Here is a 19,287-nt window from a genome sequence, read left to right as displayed (position 1 = left end):
CACCATGATCACTATGCTCATTACTAAAAAGTTAGGGGATGTATGATGAAACATTCAAAAAGGAAATGCAAGCTTGTGCAGCAAGGACGGTTAGGCATAATCAGCAGATGGCTGTGTCTCTCGCTTCTAATTCTGATGCTGGCGCCAGGCGCTGTATTCGGGTCGGGGAAAATAGTCCACAACATTCTTCCGGGCCCTGAGGCGGACACTGTCACCGCGGCAGTGTACGAGGATGAGCCGCCAATACCACAGCTTCATCAGGCGGCAACGGTTAAGAATTCGGTCTATGGCTCCGTCTATCAATCGGTGTATGAGATAGACCCTACCCTGGGAGTAATTCTGAACCACGGAGTCTATCAGATGAACCTGATGGCTGTAAGTAATGTCGAGGGGTCGATGAGCCCGGTGTCGCCGCTGCTACAGCAGATCCGGTTGTCGCAGGCCTCGGGGGTGATTCCAGGGGGGCGCGGCTTCATGCTTCCGCAGGTGGTGGCTGTCAAGGATCCGGCGGGTAATCCGCTGCCGGGTATTCCCGTCACGTTCACCGTCTCGGAGGACAGTACAATTACTGCGGTCATGCGCGGGCTTAATAGTACTGGAATTACAGTTGTGTCGGATGCGAACGGATATGCATCTGCGGCTAACAACTACACAGGATATATAGGAGAAGGCTATCAGGTCTATTCGAAGGGAACCGGGGTCATTAAGACCATGGAGGTAAAAGCTACCGTTCCCGGTCTTCAGCCGGTTACCTTCAAGGTAGAGGTCGGTGCCGTAGGCTCTAACCTGATCGATACGACGCCGCCTTCCATCAAGGCAACGGCGGTAACGGATAACGGTGCTCCTTACATTGCCGGGACCTGGACCAGTCATTCCGTGACGGTACATTATACGGCAGAGGATACGTTGTCAGCGATCAAATCCCTGACCCCGGATCAGAAATTCACCGCTGAAGGAGCAGGCCAGACGGCAACGGGCAAGGCTGTTGACAGTGCGGCTACCAGTGATGAGGATAAGAATCATTATTCCATCGCAACCTTCGGTCCCATCCATATTGATAAAAGCGCTCCGGTTACAGAAGTAGCTGTAACAGGTGCCGAATCCGGCAGCTGGAGCCGGGGGAAGGTTGCGCTGCATTTTACCGCTGAAGATCCATATTCCGGTGTGGAAGCGATCTATTACAAGCTAGGCGGGAGCGATACCGTGAGAACTGCCGGCCCAAGCGCGGCGCTGGAGCTGGAACAGGAAGGAGCGACTACCGTCAGCTACTGGGCAGTGGACAGAACCGGGAATGCTGAAGCTCCCCGCACGGTAGTAGTGCAAATTGACAAGAGTGGTCCGCTGATCGCCAGTATTCTAAGTCCGGAAGCGAATGAGAAGGGCTGGAACAGCACGGATGTTACGGTCTCTCTTACCGCATCAGATGCCCACTCCGGAGTGAAGGAGATTCATTATAGACTCGGAGCGGACGGCGAAGAACAGATTGTGGCAGGCAGCACGGCTGCTTTTGACGTCCCGGTGGAGGGAATCATCCCTCTGGAATTCTGGGCCGAAGACCATGCGGGCAATCTGACGGCTGTACAGAAGACAGAAGTGAAGATTGACAAGACGGTCCCGGTCATTACTGTTCCGGCGAATATTACAATGGAAGCGAAGGCGGTACGTACCCCTGCCGATATTGGACAAGCCTCCGTTCAGGATATCTCGGTCCCGGATGTTCTACTGACGAATGATGCCCCTGGAGACTATCCGATCGGGACAACTACCGTGAAATGGACAGCGGTGGACCCGGTAGGACTCACCTCCTCACAGGTGCAGAGAATTACTGTAAAAGACACGACAAAGCCGGTATTAACCGTGCAGGGAGATATGGTTGTGGAAGCTACAGCGGTTAAAACGCCGCTTGTGGTCACCGGAGCGTCGGCTACGGATATTTTCCCGGTCATTGTGGTGAATGACGCGCCAAAGGAATTCCCCATTGGTCCGACTACCGTCACCTGGACGGCAACCGATGCCAACAGCAATGTAACTACAGCAACACAGAAGGTCACCATTGTAGACAGAACAAAGCCGTTATTGACGGTTCCGGCCGACATTACAAAAGAAGCTGTAGGCCGAAGAACTGTGGTAGATCCGGGGAAGGCCGCCGCCACAGATATTTTCAAGGTGTATATTACGAATAATGCGCCTGAGGATTACCCGGTGGGCATAACCAAGGTGAGCTGGACGGCCAAGGATGAGAATGGCAATATCTCTACAGCAGATCAGACGATACATGTTACGGATACCACCAAGCCTGTACTGACAATACCGAAGGATATTACCGTAGAAGCTACGGCTAGACGGACGAAGGTGAATATTGGACAAGCCGAAGCCAGCGATCTGTTCGATGTGCTTCTAACTAAGGATGCCCCGGCGGATTATCCGGTGGGCGTGACCAAGGTTACCTGGACCGCCACAGATGAGCATGGAAATGTCACCGAGAAAGTGCAGAAGATTACAGTTACAGATACAACGCCTCCACAGTTAACAGTGCCTGGAGACATTACCGCAGAGGCAACCGGCATTAAGACTCCAGTGGAGCTGGGGGAAGCGTCTGCCAAGGATATTTTCAGTGTTACTGTAACCAACAACGCCCCGGAACGCTTCATCTTCGGGACAACAGTCGTTACCTGGACGGCTACAGATGAGAACGGCAACACCACCAAGACAACACAGACGGTGAAGATCGTAGACACGACGAAGCCGCTGGTCACACTGCCAGGGGGCATAACGGCAGAAGCTACGGGAGCAAGCACAAAGGTAGACATCGGCCAGCCGGTGGTTACAGAAATTTTTGCCGTGACAGTCAAGAATGATGCTCCGGCGGAATTCCCGCTTGGCACCACCAAAGTAACATGGACGATAACGGACGAGCATGGCAATGCAACTAAGGGGACTCAAGAGGTCAAGATCGTAGATACGACCAAACCGGTCATTACAGCACCGGAGGATCTTACGGTAGAGGCCACGGCGGTCAGATCCAAGGTTGCTCTGGGCGAGCCGGTGGTCTTCGATCTGTTCGAGACCGGGATCATTAACGATGCTCCGGTTGATTTCCCGGTCGGTACCACACTGGTTACCTGGATGGCCAGTGATCCAAGCGGCAATGTGGCTATCGCGAAGCAGAAGGTAACGGTTGTGGATACGACTGCGCCTAAGCTGTCTATCCCGGCAGATGTTAAGGTTGAGGCTACGGGGATTAGAACTCCAGTAATGACTGGAGAGGCCACAGCCACGGATATTTTCCCGGTCACTGTAATCAGCAATGCTCCCGAGAATTATGCAGTAGGCATTACTGAGGTAATCTGGACGGCTAAGGATGCCAACGGTCTGGTAACCACCGGCAAGCAAAAGGTGACCGTAGTAGATACCACGCTGCCCATCCTGACGGTTCCGCAGGATATCAGTGTGGAGGCTACCGCAGTAAATACTCCGGTTCAAATCGGCAAGGCTACGGCGACGGATCTGTTCCCGGTCACGGTGGTCAGCAATGCTCCGGCCAGCTACCCGCTCGGCAAGACCATTGTCACCTGGAAGGCGACTGATGCGAACGGCAATTTCAGTACCGGAACGCAGACGATTACAGTAACAGATACCACAGCACCAGCCATCGCTGAAATTCCGGACTACATTGCAGAAGCCACCGGACAGACGATGCAGATTAAGCTGCCGGTGCCTGCGGTCACCGATATCTTCGGGATTGCCGCAGTGAGCAGCAATGCTCCGGCTTCCTATCCGCTTGGCGTGACTGAAGTCACCTGGACAGCGAAGGATGTGAACGGCAACGTATCCACGCGTAAGCAAAAGGTTACTATCTTGGACACCACGAAGCCTGTGCTTACTGTACCGGAAGATCTGACGGTAGAAGCGGCGGCGGTAGAGACTCCGGTGGAGATCGGTCAAGCGTCTGCCACGGATATCTTCAAGGTGACGGTGAAGAACAATGCCCCAGAAGCGTATCCGCTGGGCGTAACAGAAGTGGTCTGGACGGCAACCGATGCGAACGGCAACGTGACAACGAAGGTGCAGAAGATCAAGGTCATGGACACGACGAAACCGGCGCTTACCGTGCCGGAGGATCAGACAGTGGAGGCAACAGCTGTTGAGACTCCAGTGGAGATCGGAGTGGCAAGGGCTACAGATATTTTCAAGGTAACAGTGAAGAATAATGCCCCGGAAGCTTATGCGCTGGGCGTAACAGAAGTGATCTGGACGGCAACTGATGCGAACGGCAACGTGACTACGAAGGTGCAGAAGATTAAGGTTGTGGACACCACGAAGCCAATAGTAACTGTGCCAGAGGATCTGACGGTAGAAGCGACAGCTGTAGAGACTCCAGTGGAGATCGGTCAAGCGTCTGCCACGGATATTTTCAAGGTGACTGTGAAGAATAATGCCCCGGAAACATATGCGCTGGGCGTAACAGAAGTGATCTGGACGGCAACCGATGCGAACGGCAACGTGACAACGAAGATGCAGAAGATCAAGGTCGTGGACACGACGAAACCGGCGCTTACTGTACCGGAAGGTCTGACAGTAGAAGCAACAGCGGTAGAGACTCCGGTGGAGATCGGCGTGGCAGCGGCCTCGGATATTTTCAAGGTGACGGTGAAGAATAATGCCCCGGAAGCGTACCCGCTGGGCGTAACAGAAGTGGTCTGGACGGCAACCGATGCGAACGGCAACGTGACTACGAAGGTGCAGAAGATTAAGGTCGTGGATACGACGAAGCCGACACTAACTGTACCGGAAGATCTGACGGTAGAAGCAACAGCTGTAGAGACTCCGGTGCAGATCGGTCAAGCAGCGGCCACGGATATTTTCAAGGTGACGGTAACATCGGATGCTCGGGATGCTTATCCGCTGGGAACAACGACAGTTACCTGGAAGGCCAAAGATATCAATGGTAACGAGGTTACCGGGGTACAGCGGATTACCGTAGTGGATACGACACAGCCTTTGCTGAAATTCGAAGGACCGCTGCAGCTGACCAAGGAAGCAACGGCTCTGGAAACCCCGGTAGAACTGGAAGTGCCAGCGGCGCTGGATTTCTTCCCGGTCACTCTAACCACAGATGCTCCGGGAGAGCATGGCGCGATCACTTCTGAGAAGACCCTAACTGCAAATTTCCCTATCGGTACTACGATTGTAAAATGGACAGCTATAGATAGCAGCGGAAATTCCGCAGTGGGCATCGTGAAGGTGACGATTGTCGATACGGCCAAACCTGCTCTTAAGCTTCCGGCTGATATTACTCTAGAAGCATCAGCCCTAAAGACGCCGGTGGAGATCGGCGTGGCAACAGGGACAGATATTTTCAAAGTCACAATAACCAGTAATGCGCCTGAGAGCTACGCGCTAGGAACCACTGAGGTCACTTGGACCGCTACGGATGCGAACGGCAATGTCAGCACTGGCGTGCAGAAGATTACGGTGGTGGATACCACGAAGCCGGTGTTGAAGCTTCCGGCTGACAAGACGGTGGAAGCAACGGCGCTGAAAACTCCGGTAGAGATCGGCGTGGCCACAGGGACAGATATTTTCAAAGTCACAATAACCAGTAATGCGCCTGAGAGCTATGCGCTAGGAACCACTGAGGTGACTTGGATGGCTACAGATGCGAACGGCAATGTCAGCACAGGCGTGCAGAAGATTACGGTGGTGGATACCACGAAGCCTGTGCTGAAGCTTCCCGCTGACAAGACGGTAGAAGCATCAGCCCTGAAAACTCCGGTGGAGATCGGCGTAGCAACGGGGACGGATATTTTCAAAGTCACAATAACCAGTAATGCGCCTGAGAGCTATGCGCTAGGAACCACTGAGGTGACTTGGACGGCTACAGATGCGAACGGCAATGTCAGCACTGGTGTGCAGAAGATTACGGTGGTGGATACGACGAAGCCGGTGTTGAAGCTTCCGGCTGACAAGACGGTAGAAGCATCAGCCCTGAAAACTCCGGTGGAGATCGGCGTAGCAACGGGGACGGATATTTTCAAAGTCACAATAACCAGTAATGCGCCTGAGAGCTATGCGCTAGGAACCACTGAGGTGACTTGGACGGCTACAGATGCGAACGGCAATGTCAGCACAGGTGTGCAGAAAATCACGGTGGTGGATACGACGAAACCTGTGCTGAAGCTTCCGGCTGACAAGACGGTGGAAGCAACGGCGCTGAAAACTCCGGTGGAGATCGGCGTAGCAACAGGGACGGACATTTTCAAAGTCACAATAACCAGTAATGCGCCAGAGAGCTATGAACTGGGAACAACCGAAGTCACTTGGACGGCTACAGATGCGAACGGCAATGTCAGCACAGGCGTGCAGAAAATCACGGTGGTGGATACCACGAAGCCGATGTTGAAGCTTCCGGCTGACAAGACGGTAGAAGCATCAGCCCTGAAAACTCCGGTGGAGATCGGCGTAGCAACAGGGACGGACATTTTCAAGGTAACAATAACCAGCAACGCGCCTGAGAACTACGCGCTAGGAACCACTGAGGTGACTTGGACGGCTACAGATGCGAACGGCAATGTCAGCACTGGTGTGCAGAAGATTACGGTGGTGGATACGACGAAGCCTGTGCTGAAAGCTCCGGCAGATGTTGCTGCTCCGGCAACCGGAACCAAGACGCTTGTGAACCTGGGCCAAGCGACAGCGAGCGACATCTTCGGAGTTGTGCTGAAGAATGATGCTCCGGCTGACGGCTTCCCGTTAGGAATAACAGTGGTCACCTGGACGGCCACGGATGTTAACGGTAATGTATCGACGGCGGTGCAGAATGTAACCGTTACTCAGACGTTCAAGGTTCAATCGTATAATGCGAGCAGAAGCAGCGTGACGAATACGATTTTTCCGCGAATATCCTTTGAGAATACCAGTAAGTCTACCTTGCAGCTCTCCAGCATCAAGCTCAGATATTACTACACCGTCGATGGAGAGAGATTCCAGAGCTTCTATACGGATTATGCCAGAGTATCAGGCTCGAATACCAGGGTGATTCAGTCCTATGTTACGGGAAGCTTCCAGAAGACAGCAGGCAAAACCGGCAGTGATTATTATCTGGAAATCGGCTTCACCAATGGTGCCGGAAGTCTGAAGCCGGGAGAAACTGTAGAAATTCAGTGCAGATTCTGGAAATCGGATTTCTCAAATTATTATCAGACCAATGATTATTCCTTCAATGGACAGGCAACGGGCTTTACAGATACCAGCAAAATTACGGCCTACTCCTCCGGCAATCTGATTGCAGGGATGGAACCGTAAGCGGCTAAGTAAGCATTGCACGGCTTCCAGGCTGTTGCCGGATCAGTGGCTGCAGCTTGGAGCTATTCATTAACGGGAGATCAACCAGCTCCATTAGCGGGGGTACGATATGCCAGACGACATGAATGAAATCCTTCAACGGTTGACCCGGGTAGAGACCAAGCTTGACATCATGAACAGTGCAAGGGATATTGCGCTTGAGGCCATGCAGAGCAGCAAATCGGCGCATTTACGGATGGATGAGATGCGGGATGAGCTGTCCAGATTGAAGCTCAGGCAAGGGGAGAATCAGCGCTGGCTGGTGGGCACGATCATTAGCAGCGTGGGGATGTGTATTGCCGCAGCGGGACTTTTGATGAAAATATTAATCGGGTAGCAGACAGGAAGAAGGAGATGGGGGAATGGCCAAAGGCTTTGATTGCGCAGCACCGCTAACACGTACACTGGCAAAGAAATTCAAGGAGGATGGTTACGAATTCGTATGCCGTTACCTCGTGCCCTCCGGCTGGAAAAGGTTAACCCAGGCGGAGGCGGTTGCCATCAGCGCTGCGGGGCTGCAAATTGTCTCTGTGTATGAAACGACCGCCAGCCGTGCGCTGGGAGGCCGTGCCGCCGGTCTGACAGACGGGGCGATTGCCGCACAGACGGCCCTTGCGGTTGGACAACCTGCCGGGAGCCGGATCTACTTTGCTGTTGATTTCGACGCTTCTGCGAAACAGATGGATACGGTGATAGAGTATATTACGGCAGCAGGAGAAGCCGCCCGGAATTACCAGTCGGGTGTCTACGGGAGCGTGACCGTTATTGAAGCTGCAATGGCCGCTAAGGCCTGCACCGGCTTTTGGCAGACGTATGCCTGGAGTAAAGGCCGAAAAGCGGAGGGTATCCACATTTATCAATACGACAACGGCCCCAAGGGATTGGGTCAGCCGGTTCACGGGGTGAATGTGGACCTCAATCAGTCAAGTGGAGAGGCGGGCTGGTGGAGCACACAGTCTGCTGCGGTTCCTGCACCAGGCAATGTAAACGGGGAGGGAAAAGACTATATGATGAAGAAAGAGGATGCGGGCAAGATCATTGCTTTTCTTCAAGCGGCTTATATGGCTGCAGGTAATGCAGAGTCTGGAAAAGAATTTCACCGTCTGGCTAATGAGCTGCGCAAAGCCTCGGGCCAAGCGGCAGACCCGAATAACCGTTAATCCGCAAGAAGGATTATAGGCTGCCTTAGGGCGGCCTTTTTGACATGCGATTATACATAATTATTAGAATAAATGGATTTATTTATAACTCCGGCTGTAAAAAGCGCTATGGATTTTACTTTATCTATAGGATCGATTTTTTACAGAGGGGGGACTCCATTGCAGACCCAAGCAACCGTAAGTAAGGAGAAAGATAAAGCATCCGGCGGCCATAAACCATACAGCAATCCTCAGGTATTCATTCATCCGGCAGCCGCGAAACAACCGGACCCGGTAGAGATTATCCGGCGTGTCCGCCAGAATCCGGCTTCCTTAAGCCGTGAAGACAAGCTGGCGCTCCAGCGCACACTCGGCAACCGGGCCGTGGTTCAATTGTTATCGAGTCTGAAGGAGGATGGGAAGAAGAAAGAGCAGGCAGATCATGGAACCCAGGCGGCTGGACCAAGTAAGAGCGCGGCCGCAGAAGCCCAGATGGAAGAGCATACGGATTCACCGGAACCGGTGCAAGCAGAAGCAGAGCAAGCAAGCCCTCCGGCTGAAGCCAAGATGCAGAGCAAGGAGGAGCCCGAGGGGCAGGCAGCAAGCGCTGCTGCGTCTGTCACACAAACTAAGCCTGCTAGTGGGGGCAGTTCTTCCGGCCCAGGGACTGTCAAGAAGACGGCAGCGCCCGCCCCTTCAAAGGGGAGAGTGGAGGCCGCTGTAGCGGCGGAACCAGATTCCGCTGCTCCGGCTGCAGAAGAGGCCCGGGAAGAGCCGTCTGCGGGACCGGTACATGCCGGGAAGGCGGAGGAGCCCGCAGCAGCTCAGGGAGGGGATGCGCCGGAGCCAGCCAAGAAGTCCGCCGCCTCCAAAGGTGCTGATGCACCGAAGAAAGCAGCGAAGGAGCCATCGCTCGGAGCAGCACTAGGTGCCTTGGCGGGAGATGGGAAGGAGAAGCCGGCGAAGGGCAAGGCAGTGAAGATCAGCGGTGAAGATCCTGGGCAGATTCTGGATCAGCTGACACAGGTTCAGCCTACAGAGCTGGGGGATGCCTATGCCCAGGCTGTGAGTGTATCCTCTGGTGCCTTCACGAAGCAGACGCAGAAGACTAAGCAAGGGCTGCCTGCTGTTCCAGTGCCGACCGGCTTGAAAGGGAAGGTCCTGCAGGCCCGGAAGAAACCGGCTGCGCTGAAGCACACGGTGAAGGAAGGCTTCAAAAGCGAGCGTACTGGCGGGGCTGTTAGTACAGGGAAGCTGGATAAAATGAACATTAGTGCATCCGGTTCCGGGAGCAATCCAGAGGCGATGCTCAGCGAAATCCGCTCCGCAGCCGCCCAGCCGCCGGGAATCAGTATGACCGGGGAGGCAGATCCCTCCCAGATGGAGGGTTTTCATCAGGAGGCCTCACAGCAGGTGAGCGCAGCCAAGCAGGCGGAGATGGGCCAGATCAAGCAGCCGTTCGGGGAGAATGAGATCTATCCCGAGCCGGATGGCACCGTGGTGAAGGCTGCTGCAGGGCTGAAAGGCGGGCAGGCACCCGGGGCCAAAAAACTGCCCGCACTGGCACTGCCTGCAGAAATGACAGCAGGACTGAACCGCAGCTTGGCTCCGGAGATGAAGAAGCAGCTCGGCGCCAAGCAGGCGGAATATAAGAAGGAACAAGCGAAATTCGACAGTAAAGTGCTGGGCTCCAAAGCCGACAGCCAGGCGCAAATCCGGCAGGCCGAGACCGAGGCGAAGAACAAGCAGATCAGCCAGCAGGCTGGAGCCAAAGCAGAAGTCACCCAATTGCAGGGCGAGTGGAAAAAGGAGCTGGATGCTGCCGAGACGGACTATACCAAGCAGGCCGGATCAGCCGCCCAGCAGAAGAAGCAGGAGATCAACAGCGTCCGCACCGACAAAGAGCGGGAAGCCCAGAAGAAGCAGTCCGAAGCAGAGCGGGAAGCGACGCAGGCCTACAGTAAAGCGAAGAAGGAAGCAGACGGCAAGCATGAACAGGAGAAGGCCAAAGAAGAGAAGAAGGGCGGCTTCCTCGGCTGGGTGAAGGGCAAGCTGGAAGCTGTGGTCGAACTCGTTAAGAAAGCAGTCAACTTCATTTTTGAGGGTCTCCGCAAAGCGGTTAAGTTTATTTTTGACAAAGCGAAGCAGGCTGTACTGGGCATCATTGAACTGGGCCGCAAGCTGATTACAACCCTGATCAAGGGACTGGGTGTGCTGCTCAAAAAGCTGGTGTCCGTTGTATTTGCCAAGTTCCCCGGCATTGCAGCCAAGATATGCAGCAAGATTGACGGAGTTGTCAATAAGGCCATTAAAGCGGTCAACCAGTTGGCCCAGAAGCTCAAGACCAAGGTCACTCAGGTCATGGACTTCCTGGCCGCTAAAGTGGATCAGGCGCTGGCAGCAGTGCAGAACTTCTATTCCAAGCTAATCTCAACACTCGGCAATCTGCTGATTGCGACTTTCCTGGATGTGCTCGTCCGTATAGGGGCGCTCGGGAAGGCGGCGAAGCGTTCATTCAGCCATCTGGAAGGGAAGATGTGGGAGTACCTGCTCGGAGTAGATATCTCGAAGCCTATGGGGGCAGGAGCCGCAGAAGGCGGAGCTGCAGAGCAGACAGAGGGTGCAGGACCGGCAGCGGATGAGAAGCTGACCGCTGAAGATATTGAAATGGAATCGGTGGAGCAGGGCGAAATGGACCCTTCCCTGGTGCAGGAGGCGAACCTGAAGGATGGAGAAACGAAGGAGATATCCGGCAGCCGCGACCCGGCTACAATGGACAGCATTATGGCGGAATTCGACACCGGAGCAGCCAATCAGAGCCTTGGCGGCAAAATCGCAGACGGTGCGAAGCTGCGCGCAGGCAATGCGAAAATGTTGTTTGACCAAATTAAATCATTTGTAATAAAATGGATGAAGGCCCATGGATTACAGCTGCTTGCGGGTATAGCGGGAGCATTAATAGCTGTTAGCGCTGCTTTTGTCGTCACTGGCGGGGCTATTACGGTGCTGATTCCCCCGATCATTAATATTATCACGGTTGTGATGCAGGCTCAGGCAATTGTTTCTATTGCGCAAGCCTTAGCGCAAGCCGCAGGCTACATCGGAACTTACCTGAGCCAGGGCTGGCAGAAGATGATCGAACCTGCCGCGATTGCGCTCGCTACTGCACTGGCGATGGGACTGGTTGAGCTGGCGATGGCGGGTGGCTTCAAAGCTGTCGGAGCCAACCTCAAGAAAGCCGGACAAGCTGTCAAGAAGGGCGTCGGAGCGGCAGCCAGCGGGGTGAAGAACGTTGTAGGCGCAGGAGCCAAAGGCATCAAGAGCCTGCTGAAATCTGGAGCCAAGCTGGCCTCCAGGAGCGGCAGCATGATCATACGTAATGGTAAAATCGTGATCAAGAGCCTGCAAAAGGGGCTCATGAAGGGGGCCAAAAATCTCCGGGGCCTGCTGGACCGGATTCTGCAAAAGTTCAAGTTCAAGAAGTTTAAGCTGGTGCGCAAGGGTAAGCATATCCGTCTGTACGGCGAGGTTAATCCTTGGGTGTTGCTGATTGACGGGACTATGCAGGAGATCGATGAGAAGCAACTTGAGAAGCGATTAAAAGAGCTGGAACTCGATGGTAAGAAGCCGATTAAGCTTAGTGATGCAGAATATAGCAAACTCAGTAAGCTAGAAGATACAGAGCTAAAAAAAATCTCTATGAATGCAGATGGGGATAAAGATAAGATTGATTTTGATAGCTTTGAGGACCCGAGTGATGTTATTAACCAAAGGTCGAAGAAAGCAGGACTTGATTTATCACCGAAGTCTAGCCCCTATAAGCAATTGGGATATAGGACAAAGAAAAAATTCAATAAAAAGGTTGATAATAGAACAATAACTAAAGAAGAGTGGAAAAGACTTCAATGGAATAAAAGACTCGATTCAAGAAGGGATGAAGGGGTGCAAAAATTCTGGGATCAGGAAAGAGCAAGAATTAGGAATGGTGAGCAAACAACTCGTGAATGGTCGCAAGAACAAATAAATGATATTTTAAATGATAAAGCACCCACTTTTAATGGGAAAACTATTACAGGACATCATGCTTATTCAGTTTCTAAGAATCCCCATCTAGCAGACAAAGGAGAGATTATATATCCGGCAACGTTTAAAGAACATTTAAAACGTTGGCATGGAAATTCATATCGTAAGAGTTTACCTGGTAAACCAATGAATCCGCAATTCCCAGAGGAATTTTAGAATAAAATATATATTTGAGGTGAGGTATTTTGTCCACATATTCTTTATTACTGGATTCAAATATAAGCGGTAAATTGTTAATGACAACCAAAAAACATGTGAACTTATCCCTTCATGAAATTAAATTTAACAGCATGAATCATATACCGATAATGATTGTAAATCGTAGAAACAAAGAGGAACTGGAGTTAATGAAAAATTTAGTCCAGGTATTATCAACACATCAATCAAAATTTAGGATTCTTAAACAAACTGAAGACGGGGTAGAAGAGTTACCACTTGAAATGTTCATGAATAGCTTTGAACTATCACGCCAAATTGCACAGGAGAGAGAACGATTGGATGCAATATTGCTAAAAGAGGACGATGAAGTTTAATAATATAATCTATTTATGGAAATGTTTTTAAGTGTTTATTAATAAACTCAATAATGCTATTCCGTTAAATCAAAAAGGTCAATTATGGTCAGAAACTACCATTATTGACCTTTTTTTATTATATTTATTTTATTTCTTTTTTTAACATTAACGAAAAAATCCAATCTGATAAAGTGAAAGTAATAGAAATATATGCTAAATTCTTTTATTTTTAAGTAATCTTTTTACAAAAAAATCATCATTCCCCCCTCCGCCCCCAGTTGTAATTCCCCTCCCAAAACTTACTTTATATATGAACAAGAAAATATAGAGTGAGGACAGAACTGCCGATGAAATTCAAAAAATTGGCTAGAGGCTATCGAAAGGAAACAGTGGAGGCTGCTGATGATGTGGAACGGGTCGAAGCAGCCGAGCTTGGCGCAGGCGCTGCTGCTGCTTCCGCATATGAAGCAGCAGCTTCTGAAGAAATATCCAGAGCACCAGTTTCCCGACAGGAGAGCAGCGAACCCGCTCCGCCCTACAGCTCCAACCAAGAACATCTCGCAGAAGAGCTGCAACTGCTGGAGCTCCGGCTTAAGCTCAGGTACCTTGCGGGACCGAAGCCGCACGCAGAGCTGGAGCTGGTGGACGAGGAGATCCGCAGTCTGCTGGATGTCCAGCCAGAAGATGAGCGTTACATCAATCTATTAACAGCGGAAATTGCTCATTTGGAACGGCAGATTGCTGCCAGATTGAAGGCAAGCTTCTACCCGTCCGCAGGGCAGGCATCCAGTCCCGCACCCAGGCTCATGCTCCCGGAGGTGGCTTCAGCACTTAACCTGTCGGGGTTGGAGGTAAGCATTCTGGTCGCTTGTCTGGCGCCTGAGCTGGACAGCAAGTATGGGCGAATCTATGCCTACCTGCAGAATGATATGTCGGACAAGCGCCCTTTGGTTGCTTTGGTCCTGGAAGTATTCGCCGGGGCAGAGGATGAGCGGCAGGCGGCCCGTCTGCTGTTCGATGCGAATGCGCCGCTGATGAAGCTGCTGCTGGAGCGAAGAGGGGAGTACGGTGACAGCCGCATTCCGTTAATCGCCCGGCCGCTGAAGCTGGAGGATTGGGCGGTGAATCTGCTGCTCGGCTATGAGGTGCTGGATGAACGTCTGACGAAGGCGGCGAAGCTTAGCACTGTGCCCCTTCCGCAGCAGTCCCGTTTCCCGGCTGAGCTGGAGCAGAAGCTGTTGCGGTTCGTGAGGCATTACAGCAGCAGCGGTGCTGGCAGCTCCAGCAGCCTGCTATACGTCAGCGGGCCGGACGAGGCCGTGAAGCTCGGAGGTATCTGCGAGGTCTGCGGCACCCTGGGACTCTCTGTGCTGGTTGCCGATCTGGAGAAGCTGCTGCGCCCTGAGGCTGATTTCAGCGAAATGCTGAGATTGCTTGGACGGCATGCGCTGCTGATGAAGACGGCCCTCTGCTTCACCGGCTTCGACAGCCTGGTGACAGAGGATGACCGCTACAGCCTGCAGATCCGGCTCCTCATGGAGATGCTGGCAGACTGTGCACCGCTGACGTTCATCCTTGGAGAAGCGCAGTGGGGAATCAGCTTCACCGGAATTCCGCTGAACTTCATGCAGATCAACTTGCCCTTTCCGGATGCAGCGGCCCGCAAGGCGGCGTGGACAGCCTTCGGCCAGAAGTATAAGCTGTCTCCGCAGATGGAACTGGATGAAGTCAGCGGCAGCTTCCGCTTCACTTCAAGCCAGATCCGGGCCGCGCTGAACGGGAGTGAGAACATCGCCGTCTGGAATGGCTCCAGGGAGAAGGGGATTAGCACGAAGGATCTCTATCAAGCCTGTTACTTCCAGTCCAGCCGCAGAATTCAGGCACTGGCCTCGAAGGTCCAGGCCATGTATACCTGGGACATGCTGGTGCTTCCCGAAGAGCAGTTGAATCAGCTGAAGGAAATCTGCCGCCAGGTGAAATACCGCGCTCTTGTCTATGGGGAGTGGGGCTTTGCGGGACGGCTGTCGCTCGGAAGAGGGCTGAACATCCTGTTCTCGGGGCCGCCGGGTTCCGGGAAGACAATGGCCGCTGAGGTGATTGCGACTGAGCTGAGTCTGGAAATCTACAAGATCGATGTCTCGCAGATTGTGAGCAAGTATATCGGGGAGACCGAGAAGAATCTGTCGCGGATTTTTGATGAAGCGGAGACCTCGAACGCCATTCTCTTCTTCGACGAAGCGGATGCCTTGTTCGGCAAGCGTTCTGAGGTCAAGGATGCGCATGACCGGTACGCGAATGTGGAGATCAGCTACCTGCTGCAGAAGATGGAGGAGTACACGGGAATTGTGATTCTGGCGACCAACCTGAATCAGAATCTGGACGATGCTTTTGCCCGCAGGCTGCATTTCAAGCTGGAATTCCCGTTCCCGGAGCAGCAGCAGCGCGGCCGGATCTGGCGGGGAATGTTCCCGGCGGGAGCGCCGCTTGATGCCGGCTTGGATTACGATTTCATGGCGGAGAAGTTCATTCTGGCCGGAGGCAACATCAAGAACATTGCCTTGAATGCGGCCTTTTATGCGGCCCATGAGGGCTGTTCGATCGGGATGAGGCAGATCATGCTGGCTGCCAAGCGGGAGTATCTGAAGCTGGGCAGAACCTTTTTGCAATCGGATTATGCGCCCTATCACACACTGATCGAGGTGAAATAAGCATGGCCGTGGATACAGGTACGGTAATAAGAGATGTCAGCACCAGCCTGAAGGCGCTACTGAAGGCGCATGTGCCTGAGCTGAACGATGACAGCTTCATCAGCTTCGGCTCTCCGAGTGACATTGACAGCTCAACGATGAAGCTCTCAATGTGTTTGTATTATTTGAGCCATAGCCCAAGTATGCGCAACAGTGAGAAGGAAGAGACCGGCGGCAAGAATGAGTTCATGTATCCGCCGGCTTATCTGGATTTGTACTATCTGCTCACACCTTATGCCAAGGACAGGGAGACTGAGCAGCTGATCCTGGGCCGGATCTTTCAGCTGTTCCATGAGCATCCGGTGCTTAGCGGCAGCGATCTGCGGGGGAACCTGGCCGAATGCGGCAATGAGAAAATCCGGATCTCCTATAACAACCTGACGATTCAGGATATCAAGCAGCTGTGGGAAGTATTCCCCGGGAAGCCGGCTAAGGTGAGCCTGTCCTATCTGGTGTCGCCGGTACGGCTGCCTGCGGATAAGACGATCCTGATCCCACGGGTTGAGGTGAAAGAGCTGGGCGTTCATCCCCTGTAGTTAGGCTGGCAGAGACTGCTTCTGTGAAGGGAGTGATTCATGGAGGGAATGACATGCAAGGCACCCGTACAAGCGGATATTCCGCAGACAAAGGCAGCTGTGCCTAACCGGATTGTATAAACACTGTTTACACTGCAGTTTATGCACACGGAGCCAGTTTCGCCGAAGGTTTCTTTCAGAAGCAGAAGCTAATTCAACTTTTTTAGGAGGGTAAGAGATGGCAAATTATTTATCGCCAGGCGTGTATGTGGAGGAAGTCTCAAGCGGGGTCAAGCCGATTGCCGGTGTGGGCACCTCAGTCGGGGCCTTCGTCGGGATCGCAGAAAAAGGGGTCATCGGCAAAGCGGTACTGGTTACCAACTGGAGCCAGTTCGTCAATGAGTTCGGCCAGTTTATTCCAAATGGCTATCTGGCTTATGCCGTGTATAACTTTTTTGCGGAAGGAGGCACCTCCTGCTACGTAGTGAGAGCGGCATCCACCGATATCCGGCCGGCTTCGCTTGTGGTTCGCGATACCGATAATCTGGATTTATTCAAAGTAGTTGCACGTTCGGAAGGGGAGTGGGGCAACCGGATTTCGGTCAAGATCAGCCCGTCCTCTAACAAGCAGCAATTTGGCTTCAAGATGATTGTGCAGTATCTGCTGGACAGTGATTTCAATGATGAATACAGCGGAGAAGACGAAGAGGGCAAAATCGTCGAAATCTTCGACAACATGCTCTTGATCAATTTTGAAGAAAAGGTGAATCAGGTATCCGCCTTCGTCAGTGTGAAGCCGCTGGTGGACCTGACCATTCTGGAGAATATGGAGAAAACGCCGGCGTTCAATGAAACAGCCCTGTCCCTCAGCGGCGGTGTGAACGGGATGTCCCCGATTGATTTCCTGGGGGATGCGGTCAAGCGGGCCGGTATCCACGCGTTCGATACGATTGACGGCATCAACATTGTAGCGGCTCCAGACCTTGCAGATATGGCGTACAGCCGGGGCACCATCCTGGATATGCTGAATTATTGCAAGCTGAGAAAAGACTGCATCTTCATCGTAGATCCTCCGCATGGCTTAAGCCCGCTGGAGGTCAAGGATTTCAAGGAGGGGGCGGGCGATTATTCGGGCAATTCATTCAATACGTCCTACGGCGCCCTGTACTATCCTTGGGTCTATATCAACGATCCGCTGACCGGGAAGCAGAAGCTTGTGCCGCCGTCCGGGGCAATTGCCGGTACGTACGCGTATGTCGATGCCGTTCGCGGTGTCCACAAAGCACCGGCAGGCACCACCGACGGTTATCTGGATTCCGTAGTCGGTATTGAGAAGATCATTACCAAGGCGGAGCAGGAGCTGCTGAATCCAGGCGGCATCAACGTGATCCGCTCCTTGCCGGAAGGCATCTGTGTCTGGGGAGCCAGAACGCTGTCCGCGGATTCGGAATGGAGTTACGTCAACGTCCGGCGGCTGATGATGTACATTGAAGAATCGCTGGATGAGGGCAGCCAGTGGGTCGTGTTTGAACCGAATGATCCGAGTCTGTGGGGCAAGGTCAAACGCAATCTTACGGCTTTCCTGACCCGGGTATGGAGAGACGGTGCGCTCTACGGAACCACGCAGGAAGAGGCCTTCTTCGTCAAAGTGGACGAGGAGAACAACCCGCCTGCCGTGCGGGATGCCGGCCAGCTGATTATCGAAGTGGGTGTAGCCCCGGTCAAACCGGCTGAATTCGTAGTCATCCGGGTCAGCCAGAAGACCTTATCCAAATAAGAGATTGAGAGGAGATTTATCCTATGGCAACCGGCAAAAGATTAGACCCTTACCGCAATTACCGCTTCCGCATTGTAATTGACGGCATTCAGACCGCAGCCTTCGCAGACGCAACGATACCGGATACATCCACAGAGGCTGTGGACTACCGGGAGGGCATCGATGCCCCGCATGCACGCAAGCTGTCGGGCTTGACCAAATTCGGGAATATCACTTTGAAAAAAGGTCTGACCGACTCCCTGGAGCTCTACAACTGGCGCAAGTCGATTGAGGATAAAGGCGCGCTGAAGAACCGCAAGAGCTTGTCGATCATCCTGGTGGATGAAGAAGGCAATGACAAGGCGCAGTGGGATATCCTCGAAGCCTGGCCGATCAAGTATGATGTCAGCGCCCTTAGCGCCAAAGGCAACGAGGTCTCTGTCGAGTCGATGGAGCTGGTGCATGAAGGGGTACGCAGAGTGAAATAGCTTCCCGCCCTTCGTCATCGTCACTGTGGATGTGATGCGATACGCCAAAACATAAGATGGACGGTATGGACATCATATTCATGGCTGGGATGCCGGAAGGAAGCGAAGACATGAGGATGGTCTAGAGGAGGAAGTGAGGGAGATCATGGAACTATTACAAACTGAATTCAGCTTCACCCTGCCCAAAGGGTACGTGGATGAAGCGGGCACGCTGCATAAGCAGGGGACCATGCGTCTGGCTACCGCAGCCGATGAGATTACACCGCTACGGGATTCCAGGGTTCAGCAGAACCCTGCGTATCTGACAGTCATTCTGCTCTCCAGAGTGGTCACCGGACTGGGCGGGCTGGGCATGATTACACCGAGAGTCATCGAAGAATTGTATACCTCGGATTTCGCTTATCTGCAGGATCTGTATAACCGGATTAACCAGAACGGAAGTAATGCGGTTCATGCGCAGTGCCCCAAATGCGAGCAGCGCTTCGAGCTTGAACTGGAACCGCCGGGGGAATAGTCGGCTACCCCCTTGACCGCCTCTACGAGGAGGTAGCCTTTCTGACCTACTATCTGCACTGGGACTATACGGCGGTGCTGAACCTGGAGCATGCTGAACGGGACCGCTGGTGCAGTGAAGTCAGCCGGATCAACCAGAAGCTGAGTGGCGGGGAAGAGAAGAAGAACTTCTTTGAGGCTTAGGAGA

Annotated in this window: 11 protein-coding genes; all 11 read left to right on the top strand. The window is 53.0% G+C overall.

The genetic code is table 11. The features are described from left to right. Positions 1-45: 45 nt before the first annotated feature. The 11 genes from NST26_RS19670 (at position 46) to NST26_RS19620 (ending at position 19,283) form a co-directional block, all read left to right on the top strand. Positions 46-7,305: an HYR domain-containing protein gene (locus NST26_RS19670; protein ID WP_340979668.1), complete on the top strand. Its 7,260-nt coding sequence runs from the start codon at positions 46-48 to the stop codon at positions 7,303-7,305. A gap of 109 nt (positions 7,306-7,414) precedes the next feature. Next, the gene (locus tag NST26_RS19665; protein WP_036700963.1) at positions 7,415-7,681 is read left to right on the top strand and encodes a hypothetical protein; all 267 of its coding nucleotides are present in this window, start codon (positions 7,415-7,417) and stop codon (positions 7,679-7,681) included. Positions 7,682-7,706: 25 nt separating this feature from the next. Then, positions 7,707-8,504, top strand: a complete 798-nt coding sequence (locus tag NST26_RS19660) for a DUF1906 domain-containing protein (RefSeq protein WP_340951930.1) — start codon at positions 7,707-7,709, stop codon at positions 8,502-8,504. Between the two features lie 159 nt (positions 8,505-8,663). Further along, a complete protein-coding gene (locus NST26_RS19655; protein ID WP_340951933.1) occupies positions 8,664-12,722 on the top strand; it encodes an HNH endonuclease in 4,059 nt (1,352 codons plus the stop codon). An 80-nt stretch (positions 12,723-12,802) separates the two neighbouring features. After that, complete coding sequence (locus tag NST26_RS19650) at positions 12,803-13,099, top strand: hypothetical protein (RefSeq protein WP_076086847.1); 297 nt, start codon at positions 12,803-12,805, stop codon at positions 13,097-13,099. A 329-nt stretch (positions 13,100-13,428) separates the two neighbouring features. Beyond that, positions 13,429-15,789: an ATP-binding protein gene (locus tag NST26_RS19645; protein ID WP_340951936.1), complete on the top strand. Its 2,361-nt coding sequence runs from the start codon at positions 13,429-13,431 to the stop codon at positions 15,787-15,789. Between the two features lie 2 nt (positions 15,790-15,791). Continuing rightward, positions 15,792-16,364, top strand: coding sequence for a DUF4255 domain-containing protein (locus tag NST26_RS19640; RefSeq protein WP_036733350.1), 573 nt, complete (start codon positions 15,792-15,794; stop codon positions 16,362-16,364). Positions 16,365-16,581: 217 nt separating this feature from the next. Next, positions 16,582-18,120: a phage tail sheath family protein gene (locus tag NST26_RS19635; protein ID WP_036733353.1), complete on the top strand. Its 1,539-nt coding sequence runs from the start codon at positions 16,582-16,584 to the stop codon at positions 18,118-18,120. Positions 18,121-18,143: 23 nt separating this feature from the next. Beyond that, a complete protein-coding gene (locus NST26_RS19630) occupies positions 18,144-18,587 on the top strand; it encodes a phage tail protein (protein ID WP_340951941.1) in 444 nt (147 codons plus the stop codon). 145 nt (positions 18,588-18,732) lie between these two features. Beyond that, on the top strand, positions 18,733-19,101 hold the full coding sequence (locus NST26_RS19625) for a hypothetical protein (protein WP_036701224.1): 369 nt from the start codon (positions 18,733-18,735) through the stop codon (positions 19,099-19,101). Next, the gene (locus NST26_RS19620; RefSeq protein WP_076083189.1) at positions 19,098-19,283 is read left to right on the top strand and encodes a DUF6760 family protein; all 186 of its coding nucleotides are present in this window, start codon (positions 19,098-19,100) and stop codon (positions 19,281-19,283) included. The genes NST26_RS19625 and NST26_RS19620 overlap by 4 nt, the downstream gene beginning before the upstream one ends. Positions 19,284-19,287 lie beyond the last annotated feature (4 nt).

It is taken from the genome of Paenibacillus sp. FSL R7-0128 (genome assembly GCF_038002245.1).
In the GTDB taxonomy this organism is placed as follows: Bacteria; Bacillota; Bacilli; order Paenibacillales; family Paenibacillaceae; genus Paenibacillus_AQ; species Paenibacillus_AQ silagei.
This window is presented reverse-complemented; position numbering and strand designations above follow the sequence as displayed.